This is a genomic window from Massilia sp. Masssp94 (genome assembly GCF_059491305.1).
In genome coordinates this window covers 2,469,651-2,484,594 of sequence record NZ_CP168501.1, presented here as the reverse complement: position 1 = coordinate 2,484,594, position 14,944 = coordinate 2,469,651, and the positions used below count along the sequence as shown (strand labels likewise).

Below are 14,944 nucleotides of genomic sequence, written 5' to 3'. Positions count from 1 at the left end.
CCTGCTGGACCGCCTGGACGACAATGCCGCCGTCATCGCCGACGCCTGCGCCGGCCTCGCGCGCGCACGCCCGCGCGGGCGTGCGCCTGCCGCCGGCAGCCGACGCGCTGCTCGACCATGCCTGGCTGATCGACGACCACGTCCGCCTCGCGCGCCGCCACCTCCCCGACGACGACTGCTGCGCGCTGCCCTGCCTGCAGGACGCCGATGCGCCGGGCAATCCGCGCGTGTACCAGCTGGCGCTGGACGTGATCGCGCATGGCGACGGCCGGCTGGACGCGGAAAGCCTCGCGCGCTTCGTCGCCGCTTACCAGGAAGGCGCGCCGCTGGCGCTGGCGGAACTGGCGGCGCTGCCGGCCATGCTGCGCCTCGTGCTGATCGAAAACCTGCGCCGCCTCGCCATGCGCCAGGCGGACACACGGCGCCAGCGCGTGCAGGCCAACCGCTGGGCCGACCGCATGACGGCGCGGGCCGAGGAGCGTCCCGGTGACCTGATCCTCGTCGTGGCCGACATGGTGCGCGACGTGCAGCCGATGAGCTCCGGCTTCGTGGCCGAACTCGCGCGCCGGCTGCAGGGACGCGGCGGCCCGCTCACCCAGGCCTTGCAATGGATTGCCACGCGCCTCGCGGACGAAGGCCGCACGATCGACCAGGCGATGCAGGCCGACGTGACGCAGCAGGCCGCCGACGACGTCTCGGTGACGAATTCCATCGCCAGCCTGCGCCTGCTGGGCAGCATGGACTGGCGCGAATTCACCGAGACGATGAGCGCCGTCGAGCAGGCGCTGCGCGGCGACCCGGCGGGCGTCTACGGCCGCATGGACGGTGCCACGCGCGACCATTACCGCCACGTGGTCGGGCGCCTCGCGCGGGAAGCCGGCCGGCGCGAGATCGAAGTGGCGACGGAAGCGCTGGCGCTGGCGGCGGAAGGGCATGACGCGCGCGGGCGCCACGTCGGCTTTTACCTGGCCGGCGACGGGTTGCCGCAGCTGAAACAGCGGCTGAACCTGCGCCCCGGGCGCGTGCGCGCGCTGCCGGCCTACCTGGGCGCCGTCGGCGCGTGCACCGCGCTGTTCGCGGGTGCCACCGTGGTCCATGCGGCGCAGGACGGCGCCAGTCCTGCACTGCTCGTCGCGATCGGCCTGCTGGGCGCCCTCGGTGCGAGCCGGCTGGCGCTGGCCCTCGTCGACCTGATGGCCGCGCGGCTCGTCGCACCGGCGCCGCTGCCGCGCATGGATTTCGGGGCCGGCATCCCGCTGGACGCGCGCGCCATCGTCGTCGTGCCCGCGCTGCTGTACGGCCGCGACAACGTGGCGGCCCTCGTCGAGTCACTGGAAGTGCACTACCTCGCCAACCGCGATCCGCAGCTGCGCTTCTGCCTCCTGACCGACCTGGCCGACGCGCCGCGGCAGGAGGTGTACGGCGACGCCGACCTGATCGAACAGGCGCGCGCCGGCATCGCCGCGCTGAATGCGAAGTATGGGAAGTGCCGGCCGTTCCTGCTGCTGCACCGCCAGCGCACGTGGAGCGAAGGCGAGGGCGCGTGGATCGGCCGCGACCGCAAGCGCGGCAAGCTGGAAGACCTGAACGCGTTCCTGCTGCGCGGCGAGCGCGCGCCGTTCGCCGTGATCGAGGGGCCCGTCGACGGCGTGGACGAGATCCGTTACGTGATCACCTTGGACGCCGGCACCGGGCTGCCGCGCGACGCCGCCCGCGCTTTCGTCGCCGCGATGGCGCATCCGCTCAATCGCCCCGTGCTCGATGATGGTGGCCGGCGCGTGGTGGCCGGTCACGGCCTGCTGCAGCCGCGCATGACGGCCGCGCTGCCGCCGGAACACGCGTCGCGCTACGAACGCCTGTGCGGCGGCGCACCCGGCATCGAGCAGGACCTGTTCGGCGAAGGCACGTTCGCGGGCCAGGGCATCTACGACGTGGCGGTGGCCGACCGCGTGCTGCGCGGCCGCCTGCCGGACGACCGGGTGCTGTCGCACGACCTGCTGGAAGGCAGCTACCTGCGTGCCGGCCTGCTGGGCGACGCCCACCTCGTGACGCCATGCCCGGCGCGCTACAGCGACGACGTCGCCCGGCGCCACCGCCAGATCCGCGGCGACTGGCAACTGGCCGGCTGGCTGCGCGACCGCGTGCCGCGGGCGGACGGCAGCCGCGAAGCGAATCCGTTGCCGCCGCTGGCGCGCTGGAAGCTGTTCGACAACCTGCGCCGCAGCCTCGTCGCGCCCACGCTGTGCATCCTGCTGGTGCTGTGCTGGGCGCTGCTGCCGGCGCCCGCGTTCTGGACCGCGGCCGTGCTGGCCGTGTTCTTCGTGCCGTTCGCGCTGCGCACGCTCGTCGCCCTGGCCGACAAGCCGCACGACGTCGCCCCCGGCGCGCACCTGCGGCACTGCGCGCACGATGCGCGCATCGGCCTCTATCACGCGCTGCTGGACACGGCCTTCCTGCCGCACGAGGCCAGCTACAGCGTGGACGCGATCGCGCGCGGCGCGTGGCGCATGCTCGTGTCGAAACGGCTGCGCCTGGAGTGGCGCGCGCCCACGCTGTCGCGCTCCAGCACGGACATGGAGTCGAACTGGCAGAACATGTGGTTCGCGCCCGCGTTCGCGGTCGGCGTCGCCGTGCTGCTCAGCTTTGCGAATCCGCTCGCGCTGTTCGCGGCAGCGCCCCTGCTGCTGCTGTGGTTCCTGTCGCCCGTGGTCGCATGGTGGGTCAGCCTGCCGGCCGCGCGTCACGCACCGCACCTGGCGGATGCGCAGCGCCGCTTCCTGCGCACGACGGCGCGCCGCACGTGGGCATTCTTCGAAGACCACGTCACGGCGGAGAGCAACTGGCTGCCGCCCGACCACTTGCAGGAACACCCGGCCCCCGTCGTCGCGCATCGCACGTCGCCCGCAAGCATGGGCTTCGCGCTGCTGGCCAACATGACGGCATGGGACTTCGGCTACGCGCCCACGGGCGACCTGCTGGCGCGCACGCGCGCGACACTCCAGACGATGGGCCGGCTGGAACGCCAGCGCGGCCACTTCCACGACGCGTACGATACGCGCACGCTGGAGCCGCTGTCCACGGCTATCGCCGGCAGCGGCAACCTGGCGGCGCACCTGCTCACGCTGGCCGCCGGCCTGGAGCGGCTGGCCGATGAGCCCATCGCCTCCAGCCGCGCACTGGACGGCATCCGCGACACGCTCGACGTCGCCGACGAACACGCCGTGCCCGCCGTGCGCGAGGCGATCGCCGCGCTGCGCCTGCACCTCTCGCCGGAGCGCTGCCGCAATGCGGGCACCTTGCCGGGCCTCGCCGATTGCCTGCAGACGCTGGCGCGCGACGCCGAGGCGTTGTGCGCCGCCGTGCCCGACGACGCCGATCCGCAGCTGCGCGACTGGACCGGCAGGCTGGCGCGGCAAACGGCGGCCGCGCAGGCGGACCTGCTGGCGATGGCGCCGTGGATGCGCGTCGTGCAGGAATACGTGATCGATTCGAGCCTCACCCGCATCCCGACGGTGCGCGAGCTGGCCGGCTTCGGCATGAAGGCGCCGGGCGACGACCTGGAACCGGACGAGCGCACGCGCCAGCTGCTGCTGGCCGGGCTTGTCGAGGAAGGCAGCACGAACGCGCGGGTGCGCCTGCAGAAGATCGCGCAACTGGCCCGCGCCGCGCGTGCGCGCGCGGACATGGATTTCGGTCTGCTGGCCGACGCGGACACGGGATTGCTCGCATCGAATGCCCGCCTGGCCAGCTTCACCGGCATCGCGCGCGGCCAGCTGCCGCAGGAACACTGGACCGCGCTAGGCCGCCAGATGTGCCGCGCGTACGGCCACCCGGTGCTGCTGTCGCTGGACGGCGCGCTGGACGACTACCTGGCGCCGCTGTTGGTGATGCCGGCGTACCGCGACACGCTGCTGGACCGGACGTACCGGGGCATCGTCCGCGCGCAGGCGGAATACGGCCGCCGCCGCGACGTGCCGTGGGGCTTTGCGGCATCCGGCTACAACGCGATGGACGCCGCACTGCATTACCAGTACCGCGCCTTCGGCATACCCGAGGTGGGTACACGGCGCTGCACGCAACGGGTATCGGGCGAGGACCTCGTCGTCGCGCCGTATGCCGCGCTGCTGGCGCTGATGGTCGAGCCGGAGCGCGCGTGCGCCAACCTGGAACGCATGGCGCAGCTGGGCTTCACGGGCCGCTACGGTTTCTATGAAGCCGTCGACTACACGCCGGCACGGCGGCCCGCGGGCCAGGCCCATGCGATCGTGCGCGCATTCATGGCGCACCACCAGGGCATGGGTTTGCTGGCGCTGTCCTGCCTGCTGCACGACCGGCCGATGCAGCGCCGCTTCGCCGCCGAACCGCAGTTCCAGGCCGCGTTGCCGCTGCTGCAGGAACCGGTGCCGCGCGCCGCCGCGGGGCGCCACGTGGAGGTCGACGACACGCGTCCGCGCGCACCCGACACCGCCGCGGCGGCGCGCACGGTGACGCAGCCGGACGCCGCGCCGCAGGACGTGCAACTGCTGTCCAACGGCCGCTACCACGTGCTGGTGACGGCGAGCGGCGCCGGCTACAGCGCGTGGCGCGACCTGGCCGTCACGCGCTGGCGCGCGGATCCGACCGCCGGCGACAGCGGCCATGTCTGCTACGTGCGCGACGTGGACAGCGGCGCCGTGTGGTCGAACACGTGGCGGCCCACGCTGGCGCGGCCCGAGCATGACGAAGCCCGGTTCTCCGAAGGCCGCGCGGCATTCCGCCGGCGCGACCACGGCATCGAACTGCACACGGAGATCGTCGTCGCGCCCGACGACGACGTCGAACTGCGCCGCCTGCGCATCGCCAACCGGACGGGCACGACGCGCACGATGGAGCTGACGAGCTACGCGGAGGTGGCGCCGGCCACCGTGCAAATGGAGATACTGGCGGAGCGCGACGCGCTCGTGTGCGCGCATGGGCAGGCATGGCTGCTGAACGTGATGACGGTGCACGGCGCGGACGCGCCCGGGGCCCAGTTCGGGACGGACCGCGCGCACTTCATCGGCCGCGGACGGAGCAGGGCGCATCCCGCCGCGCTGGAGGCCCGCGCGCCGCTGGACGGCCTGGACGGCGCCGTGTCCGATCCGGCGCTGGCGATCCGCCGCATCCTGACGCTGGCACCGCACCAGGAAGCGACGGTCGACATCGTGCTGGGCGTGGCCGAGACGCGCGACCACGCGCTGCGCCTGATCGACAAATACCGCGACCGCCAGGTGGCCGACCGCGTGCCCGAACTCGCATGGACGCACGGCCAGGTCATGCTGCGCCAGTTGAACGCGAGCGAGGCGGACGCCCAGTTGTACGCGCGCCTGGCCGGCAGCGTGCTGTGTCCGCAGCCCGCGCTGCGCGCCGACCCGGCCGTCATCGCGCGCAACCAGTACGGCCGCGCCGACCTGGAAGCCCTCGGCATTCCGGGCGACCGTCCGCTCGTGCTGCTGCACCTGCGCGACGCCGCCAACCTCGGCCTCGCGCGCCAGGCGGTCCAGGCGTATGCGTGGTGGCGCGCGAAAGGACTCGCCGCGAACCTCGTGGCCTGGTGCGACGGCCCGGCGGCGCTGCAGGACGAGGTCATGCGGCTGCCCGGCGCGGGCGGCGTGTACGTGTGCACGTCCGAGCAGCTGTCGCTGGAAGACCGCATGCTGATGCAGGCAGTGGCGCGCGTGGTCCTGGCGGACGACCAGGGCAGCCTCGCCGAACAACTGCGCCGCGCGGCCGCGCGCAAGGCCGAGTTGCCGCCCGCGCTCGTGCCGACCGCGGCGCCGGGCTTGGACGAAGAGACCGCGCCGGCCGCGCAGAAACTCGCGCAGGACGGCGGCACCGGCGGCTTTACGGCCGACGGGCGCGAATACGTCATCCGTACGGGCCCGGGCCGGCACACGCCCACGCCGTGGGTCAACGTGCTGGCGAGCCCGATGTTCGGCACGGTGATCTCGGAAAGCGGCCAGGCGTACAGCTGGAACCAGAATGCCCATGAATTCCGCCTGACACCGTGGGACGATGACCTCGTGGCCGGCCGCGGCGGCGAAGTGTTTTATCTGCGCGACGAGCAGACGGGCGTGTTCTGGTCGCCGACGGCGCTGCCGGCACCCTCCGGCGCCGACTACGTCATGCGCCACGGCTTCGGCTACAGCGTGTTCGAACACGCGGCGCACGGCATCCACAGCGAGCTGCTGACGTATGTGGCGCTGGACGCGCCGCTGAAACACATCGTGCTCAAGCTGCGCAACGACGGGACCACGGCGCGGCGCCTGTCCGTCACGGGTTACGTGGAGTGGGTGCTGGGCGAGCTGCGCGCGGACGCAGCGCCGCACGTGGTGACGGAGCAGGATCCCGTCAGCGGCGCGCTGTTTGCCCGGAGTGCGTGGAACGGGGATTTCGCGGGCCGCGTCGCGTTCTTCCACCTCGATGCCGAGCACGTGGCGTTTACCTGCGACCGCGCGGAATTCATCGGCCGCGACGGCAGTCTCGCCAATCCGGCCGCGCTCGGGCGCACGACCTTGTCCGGCCGCGGCGGCGCCGCGCTCGATCCGTGCGCGGCGCTGCAGACCGTCGTCGACCTGGCGCCGGGAGAAGAACAGGAACTCGTGTTCATGCTGGGCGTGGGCGGGCGCCGCAACCTGGACGCCACCGGCATGGTCCAGCGCCACAGCGGTGCCGTGACCGCCGCCGCCGACCTGGCGCGCGTGCGCGACTTCTGGGACGACACGCTGGGCGCCGTCCGCATCGAGACGCCGGAACCGGCGTTCGACGTTCTCGTCAACGGCTGGCTGATGGTGCAGGCGATCGCGTGCCGCATGTGGGCGCGCACGAGCCATGACCAGTCGGTCGGCGCGTACCGTTTCGGCGACCAGCTGCAGGATGCGATGGCGGCCGTGCACGTGCGTCCGGAACTGCTGCGCGACCACATCCTGCTGTTCGCCGGCCATCAGTTCGTCGAAGGCGACGTGCAGCACTGGTGGCATCCGCCGACGGGCCGCGGCGAGCGCACGCGCTGCACGGACGACGCCCTGTGGTTGCCGCTCGCGGTGCACCGCTATGTGGGCGTGACGGGCGACTACGCGCTGCTGGACGAGATCGCGCCGTTCATCGAAGGCCGCGCGCTCAGGCAGGACGAGGCGGCGTATTGCGACCTGCCCGAGCGTTCGCAGGAACAGGCCAGCATCTACGAACACTGCGTGCGCGCGCTGCGCCGTGCCCTCGTGTTCGGGCCGCACGGGCTGCCGCCGGGCGCGGGTGGCGTTGGTGAGAGCGTCCGGCTCGGGTTCTTCCTGTACGACGTGCTGTGCCGCTTCGCGGAACTCGCCGACCGCCGCGGCGACTACGGCTTCTGCACGACGTGCCGCAGCGCAGCCCAGGTCCTCGCGCACAACCTCGACGGCAACGCGTGGGACGGCGCCTGGTACCGGCGCGCGTATGGCGACGACAGCGCCAGCGGCATCGATGCGGCCACGCAAAGCTGGGCCGTGCTGTCCGGCGCGGCCGACCCGGACCGCGCGCGCATCGCGATGGAGGCGGTGGACGCGCATCTCGTGCGCGACGACGGCGGCGCCCAGGACACGCAGGCGGCGATCTGGGCGGCGATGGCGTTCGCGCACCTCGGCGACACCGAGCGCGCGTGGGCACTGGCGCGCATGCTCGTTCCGGCCGAGCACACGGCGCCGTACGTGATGACGGCAAGCTGGTACGCGGGTTCGGCCGGCTGGATGTATCGGTTGATCGTCGAATCGTTGCTCGGGGTGACGCGAGCCGGCGAATCCTTGACCTTGATGCCACGCCTGCCCGCCAACTGGGAAGGCTTCCGTCTACACTACCGCTACCGCGGCAGCCAGTACACGATCGCCGTGCGGCGCGCGGACGAGCCGCTGCTCCACGTGGACGGGGTGGCGCAGCAGGGCAATACGATCGCGCTGGTGGACGACGGCCGGACGCACGAGGTGGAACTGCACGTGGCTTCCCGCCACGACGACATGCAAATGGATAAACCCTTAAATTTTGTCAATAAGTTAATGTCTAACTGACAATTTTATGAGTTGCGGATCAAGGCCGACATGCATGCAATTGCAAAAATTGCATCATGAAAACCTCGATCCCCACTCTCTCCCTGGTGCTGGCCGCGGCCGGCGTGTTCAACCCTTGGTTTGGCTCTGCGTCGGCCGCGACGCTCGACCATAACGAGTTCGATGCGACCCTGCTCGCGCCGTACCGCGGCGACGTCCGCGATGCGCGCTCGTTCACCTTGTCGTTCAACTATCCTGGCCTGCACGCGCGTCGTCCCGTGAGATGGCGCCTGGAACTCGTCGCGCCGTCCGGCCGCCGCGTCGCCCAATGGCAGGGGCGGCTCGCGCTGGGCGGTACGCCGCCGGGTGCACAGTCGCGTGTCGTGGCCGTGCGCTGGCAGGGCATGCTCGCCGGCCGTAAGCCCGCATCCGGCATCTACCGCGTGCGCCTGCATGCCGCCAGCGGCAGCGAGACGGCCGACCAGGGCTGGGACATCGCCGTCGGCACCGTGCCGGCGCCCGCGCTGCCCGCGTTCTCTCCGCTGCCGACGGGACGCGCACCCATGATGGCCATGCCGGCGCCGGGCGCGCTGCCGTACACGGTCTATTACGGCAACCTGCACAGCCAGACGCGCGACAGCGACGGCGGCGGCGCCGTCGACAACTGCCACGGCGCGCAGGACCCGCAGACGGCGCCCTACGGTCCGGATGTCGCCTACCCGTATGCGCGCAGGCACGGCCTGGACATCCTGATGGTCTCGGAGCACAACCACATGTACGACGGCTCGGACGGCACGAACCTCGATGCCGATCCCGCGCAAGCGAAGGCGCTGTACCACGCCGGCCTGAAGACGGCGCGCGATTATTCGGATGCGAATCCGGGCTTCCTCGCGCTGTACGGCATGGAATGGGGCGTGATCGGCAACGGCGGTCACCTGAACATCTTCGACAGCGACGAACTGCTCGGCTGGGAAAAGAACGGGAAGGGCGAGCTGCTTGCGGACACTCCAACGGCCAAGAGCGACTACGCTGCGCTGTACGCCCTGATGCGCCAGCGCGGCCTGACCGGCCAGTTCAACCATCCCGCGCCGACCGGCCAGTTCACCGTGAACGGCACGCCGCTCGCCTACACGCCCGACGGCGACGCCGTGATGGCCTTGTGCGAAGTGGTCAACAGCACCGCGTTTTCCGTCAGCGAGAACGAGGGCGAGACGCGGCGCAGCAATTTCGAGCAGGCCTGCAACAAGCTGCTGGAAGCGGGTTACCACGTGGCGTTCAGCAGCAACCAGGACAACCACTGCGCCAACTGGGGCGCGTCGTACAGCAACCGCAGCGCCGTGCTGATCCCGGACGGCGTGCCGCTGACGCGCGCCAGCTTCCTCGAGGCCGTGCGCGCGCGCCGCGTGTTCGCGACGATGGACAAGGATGCGCAGGTGGTCCTCACCGCGAACGGCCACCTGATGGGCGAGCGCTTCGACAATACGGGTGCGCTGCGGCTGCAGGTCGCCTACGCCAGCGCGGCGGGACGGCAGGCCGCGACGGTGGCGATCATCGAAGGCGTCCCGGGACGCAACGGCGACGTGAGCCAGCTGTCCGACAAGGCCGACGTCACGACGGCGCCTTCGCCGGGCGCGCATTTCTATTATGCGAAGGTGACGCAGGACGACGGCAAGATCCTGTGGTCGGCCCCGGTCTGGGTGACGCAGCAGCCCTAGAAGCCCAGGCTGCGTCCCGCGCCGAACAGGGTGGCGATGCCCAGCACGGCGAAGATCAGCGCCGCCAGGCCGTGCACCAGCTTGAGAGGCACACGTCCGGCGATCCGGTCGCCGAAGTACACGGCCGGCACGTTCGCGAGCATCATGCCGAGCGTCGTGCCGGCGACCACCGCCACGGCGGACGAGTAGCGCGCCGCCAGGGCGACGGTCGCGACCTGCGTCTTGTCGCCCATCTCGGCGACGAAGAACGCGAGCACGGTGGTCAAAAAAACGCCGAAGCGCGCCAGCGGCGTCTCGTCCTCGTCCACCTTGTCCGGCACCATGATCCAGGCGGCCATGCCGAGGAAGACGATGCCCAGCACCCAGCGCATGACGTCGGGGCCGAGCAGGCGGCTCACGAGCGCGCCGACGGCGGCGGCGAAGGCGTGGTTGGCGACGGTCGCGACGAAGATGCCGGCCACGATGGGCAGCGGACGGCGGAAGCGTGCGGCGAGGAGGAAGGCCAGCAACTGCGTCTTGTCGCCGATTTCGGCGAGGGCGACGATGCCGGTGGAAACGAGGAAGGCATCCATGGAAAGGCGGATCATAGCAGAGGTGTGGCGCCGACGCGAACATGCTATCCTGCCCCGCGCTTCCACCATCCGAGGAATCCAAGAGTGCAATCCATGACCCGCATCGCAGCAGCGATCCTGCTCGCTTTCTCCGGCGCCGCACTGGCGCAGACACCCGCCACCGCCCCCGCCGCATCTGTCATTACGCAGGATGCCTCAGCCCTGAACGCCCGGCTGGCCACCGACGTCGAACGCACGATGAAGCTGTTCGACGTGCCCGGCATCGCGATCGCCATCGTCAAGGACGGCAAGGTCGTCGCCACGCAGGGCTTCGGCGTGCGCAAGCTGGGCGCGCCGGACAAGGTCGATGCGAAGACGCTGTTCGAAGTCGCGTCGAACTCGAAGGCCTTCACGGCGGCCGCGCTGGCGATGCTCGTCGACGAAGGCAAGCTCGCGTGGGACGATCCGGTCACGCAGCACCTGCCGGACTTCCAGATGTACGACGCGTACGTCACGCACGAGATGACGGTGCGCGACCTGCTCACGCACCGCAGCGGCCTGGGGCTCGGCGCCGGCGACCTGCTGTGGTGGCCCACGACGAATTTCTCGACCGACGAGATCATCCACAAGCTGCGCTTCATCCGCCCCGCCACGAGCTTCCGTAGCAGCTATGCGTACGACAACCTGCTGTACATCGTGGCCGGCAAGATCATCGCGGCCAAGTCAGGCAAGACGTGGGGCGAGACGATCCACGAGCGCATCCTCGCGCCGGTCGGCATGGTCTCCACGACGACGAGCCTCGCGGAAAGCGCGGGCAATCCGGACGTGGCGAATGCCCACAGCAAGATCAACGACAGGATCGCGGCCGTGAAGGCGATGCCGGTGCCGAACGCCGTGGGCGCCGTCGGCATCAATACGAATGCCGAGGACATCGCGCGCTGGATGAACGTGCTGCTGGCGGGCGGCAAGGTGGGCACGGACGCGAACGGGAAGGAAATCCGCCTGTACAGCGCGAAGCAGGCGCGCGAGATGTGGACGGCGCAGACGCCGATGCGCATCAGCGAGCCCGATCCCAAGCTGGCCGCCACGCGCCCGAACTTCCTCGCGTATGGCCTCGGCTTCCAGCTGCGCGACTGGCAGGGCAGGCTGGTCGCGATGCACAGCGGCGCGCTGCAGGGCTTTTATTCGAAGGTGGTGCTCGTGCCGGATGCGAAGCTGGGCATCGCCATCCTGACCAATGCGGAAAGCGGCGGTTCGCTGAACGCGCTGCAGTACCAGCTGCTCGACCGCATGCTGAACCCGGCCGCGGCGACCGACTGGATCGGCATCGTGAAAGCCGTCGAGGACGAGAACCACGCGAAGGAACTGGCGCGCATAGGCAAGGCGAACGCCGCGCGCGCGGCGAAGTCGCAACCGTCGCTGGCGCGCACGGCGTACGACGGCGAGTACCAGGATCCTTGGTACGGCATCGCGACAATCCGGCACGAGGGCAACCGGCAGATCCTGACGATGTCGCGCACGCCGGACCTGACGGGCGAACTGGAACACTACCAGCACGACACGTTCATCGTGCGCTGGAAGGAGCGCAACTTCAATGCGGATGCGTACGTCACGTTCGCACTGAACCCGGACGGAAGCATCGAGCGGATGCGGATGCAGCCCATCTCGACGGAGACGGATTTCAGCTATGACTTCCAGGACCTGAACTTCACGCCGGTCAAAAAGACCGCGCCATAAAACGTCGTCCGCGCGGCTCGCATCGTCATCCCCGCGCAGGCGGGGATCCAAGTTCATTTGAGCGGCCACGCACGCAAAATTGGGCCCCTGCCTTCGCAGGGGCGACGGTTTTTACGTCACAGGTTATATCGCCGGCACCGGCGAGTACCCTGAAATCGCCCGATACTTCCCATTCCCGTACCGAAGCACCTGCTTCTGGTCGATCGCCGCCGGCGGCCCCGCATACGACTCCGCGCGGCTGATCGCCCCCTGGTAGCGGATGGTCAGGTCGCCCGGCCGCTCATGCGTCGCGTCGATGCTCCAGCTGCTCTCGATCGCATAGCAGTCGTGCGTGTCCGGCGCACCGCCGTCGTCGCGTGCGATGGGGTCCTGCGCGTGCGGCTTCACGAGCGGAGCCAGGCGGCGCTGGCAATCCGCCGCGCTGTCGACGTTGATGCCGGACAGTGCCAGCTCCACGGCCGGCTCGCGCCGGACGGCGTCGCGGCCCACTTCGTACACGGCGAGCCAGGTGCCGCAGTAACCCTGCCAGCAACTGCCGTATTCCACCGCGATGGCCGGGCGGCGCGCGGCCAGCGCGACTTCGCGCACGGCGGCGGCGCCGGAAAAGCCGCGCAGCGCGAAGATGCCCTGGCGTCCACTCACGCCCCACGTGCCGCCATGCTGTTCGAACTGGTAAGCAGCCAGTGCCAGCGGCGTCGCGTGGACGGCGCTGGAGCGGCCGTCGTCCCCGGCCGGCACGAGGCCCGCGATGAGGGTCAGGTGTGTGGGGTCCGTGCGCAGCACCAGTTTCGGTTCGACGAGTACGCGGTTCTGCCCCACGTTCCAGCCGGCGTAGATGCCGTGCCCGGTGCCGGGAAGCGGCGGCAAGGCCGCGCTGTGCACGCGGCCGGCCGCGCTCTCGCTCCAGCCGGGAAAGGCCAGCGCGGCCAGCTGGGCCGGCGTGGGTAACGGTTGTGCGGCCGCGGCCAGGCAGGGCACGCAGGCGGACAGCACGGCCGCGCCCAATGCGGCGCGGCGTAACGAAAATGCAGACGCCATCAATTCTTCTTGCCGTTCCAGACGTCCAGCATGTCTTGCGAGCCTTGCGAGCGGATGCCGTTGTCCTGCAGGACGCCCTCGGTGGCGTCGACCAGCGCCTGGCGCGGCAGGACCATCGTCTCGCCCAGGCGCTGGTCGAAGCGCAGCACGACGAGGTCGTCCTTCAGGTCGCGCAGCACGGCCACCAAATGGCGCAGGCTGCGTACCGGAACGCCGTTGATCGACTCGACGACGGAGCCGAAGCGGTTGCTGTAGCCCGTCACGAGCTTGTGCGGGAAGAACGGCGAGCTGATGACGACGAGTTCTTCGCGCTGCGCGTCCGGCTCGTCGCCGCGGCGCGTGACAAGCGGGCTGGCGTTGAAGCTGTAGGCGTTCAGCAGGTGCGCGTTGTTGCTGATGAAGGACAGGTATTCGGCCGTGGCGCGCGAGAACACGATCGGGCCGTACACGAAGTACGACGGATAGTCGCCGTCCAGCGGGGGAATCAGCAGGGGACGCGGGCCGTTCACCGGCACCTGCACCTGCATGGTCTTGCCGCCGCGGACGATGGTCAGCGGTACCTTGCCGTTCTTCGCGACCTGCTGCACGCGGTACTGGAAGCGCACGCGCAGGTTGGGCCCGAGCCTGACCATGCCCTGATCGTCGATGGGGTAGTCGCCGATGCGCGTGATGACGTCCCATTCCTTCAGCGGATACGCGGCATCGCTGCGGTACGGGCGGTGCACGACGACGCCGTCGACCGACTTGTCCAGCTTGAGGTACTGGCGCAGGACCGGATTCTCCAGCGTCTGGATATCGTCCAGCAGCAGCGGCTTGCCGTCGTAGCGGCCGTCGGCCACGTCGCGCAGGAACAGTTCCACTTCCTCGTTCGGGATCACGTAGCCGATGTTCTGGGCATTCGCCGCCACCGAGAACGCGAGACCGACCATCTTGTCGCCGTCGATCACCGGACCGCCGCTGTTGCCGGGGTTGATGGGCGCGTCGATCTGCACGCGCAGGCCTGCGCTGCCGTAGCCGTAGGGGACGAATTCGACGCGCGAGACGATGCCCTTGGTGACGGACAGCGACGTGCCGCCCATCGGATAGCCATAGGCCATCACGGCTTCGCGCACGTCCGGCAGGACGCTCGTGCGCTTGACCGGGTGGTGCTTGTCGAAGAACGATTCGTCGTCCAGTTTCAGCAGCGCGAGGTCCATGCCGCGCGCGATGGCCACGACGGTGGCGCCGACCTTGTCGCCGTCCTGGCTCGCCTGCACCTGCACCTGGCTGGCGTAGCCGACGACGTGGGCGTTGGTGAGGATCCGCTTGCCCTCGATGACCACGCCCGATCCCGTGATCTCTTGCGGCGTGGCCTTGGTCCAGGGCTTGAACGGGTCCGGGCGGCGCAGGGTGCTGAAGATCTTGACGACCGAGTTCTCGACGGCAGGCGATACGGGCAGTACTGCGGTCGACGGTGCGGTCGGCGGGGCGGTGGCCAAGCTGACTTCCTGGGCCTGGAGCGTGCAGCTGGCCAGCGCGATTGCGGCGGCCGCCGCAAGGCGAACGATCTTCATGGAATCCCTGTTTTGGTGTGCAAATGTGACATGCAAACGTTGCCGTCGCAATATACACGGTGCGTAACTGTAAAAATGCACGAATTCTCACGCGTAACCATTCAGTAATCTCGTGTTGTATCCAGGCGTAATGACGCATGCATATGCGAGGTGTCCGGCCCACCTGTCGCGGACACCGGGCGGACAGTCGCGGACACCGAAAAACGCCGGAACGCGTGCAAATCCGCCGCCTGCCACGTGGCATGAACATTGCCTATTCAAAACGTCAACTTGCTGCTAAGGTGCATCGGCTTCACGACCCCGCAGTAAAAAAAGGA

Annotated in this window: 6 protein-coding genes; 3 read left to right on the top strand and 3 right to left on the bottom strand. The window is 69.9% G+C overall.

All coding sequences use genetic code 11. From position 1 onward, the window contains the following. The first annotated feature begins 23 nt into the window (after nucleotides 1–23). Complete coding sequence (locus tag ACEN9G_RS10935; protein WP_495605540.1) at nucleotides 24–8,054, top strand: glycoside hydrolase family 94 protein; 8,031 nt, start codon at nucleotides 24–26, stop codon at nucleotides 8,052–8,054. A 56-nt stretch (nucleotides 8,055–8,110) separates the two neighbouring features. After that, nucleotides 8,111–9,748, top strand: a complete 1,638-nt coding sequence (locus ACEN9G_RS10930; protein ID WP_413339031.1) for a CehA/McbA family metallohydrolase — start codon at nucleotides 8,111–8,113, stop codon at nucleotides 9,746–9,748. On the opposite strand, the gene ACEN9G_RS10925 is transcribed toward ACEN9G_RS10930, so the two are convergent. Further along, nucleotides 9,745–10,320, bottom strand: a complete 576-nt coding sequence (locus ACEN9G_RS10925) for a TMEM165/GDT1 family protein (RefSeq protein WP_413339035.1) — start codon at nucleotides 10,318–10,320, stop codon at nucleotides 9,745–9,747. The two genes, ACEN9G_RS10930 and ACEN9G_RS10925, sit on opposite strands and share 4 nt — an antisense overlap. Before the next feature lie 93 nt (nucleotides 10,321–10,413). Here ACEN9G_RS10925 and ACEN9G_RS10920 point away from each other — a divergent pair, with 93 nt between their 5' ends. Beyond that, nucleotides 10,414–12,036, top strand: coding sequence for a serine hydrolase (locus ACEN9G_RS10920; RefSeq protein WP_413339029.1), 1,623 nt, complete (start codon nucleotides 10,414–10,416; stop codon nucleotides 12,034–12,036). Between the two features lie 123 nt (nucleotides 12,037–12,159). Here ACEN9G_RS10920 and ACEN9G_RS10915 read toward each other — a convergent pair whose 3' ends face one another. Continuing rightward, nucleotides 12,160–13,074: a hypothetical protein gene (locus ACEN9G_RS10915; RefSeq protein ID WP_483126643.1), complete on the bottom strand. Its 915-nt coding sequence runs from the start codon at nucleotides 13,072–13,074 to the stop codon at nucleotides 12,160–12,162. After that, complete coding sequence (locus ACEN9G_RS10910; protein ID WP_413339024.1) at nucleotides 13,074–14,627, bottom strand: S1C family serine protease; 1,554 nt, start codon at nucleotides 14,625–14,627, stop codon at nucleotides 13,074–13,076. The genes ACEN9G_RS10915 and ACEN9G_RS10910 overlap by 1 nt, the downstream gene beginning before the upstream one ends. Between the last annotated feature and the right edge of the window lie 317 nt (nucleotides 14,628–14,944).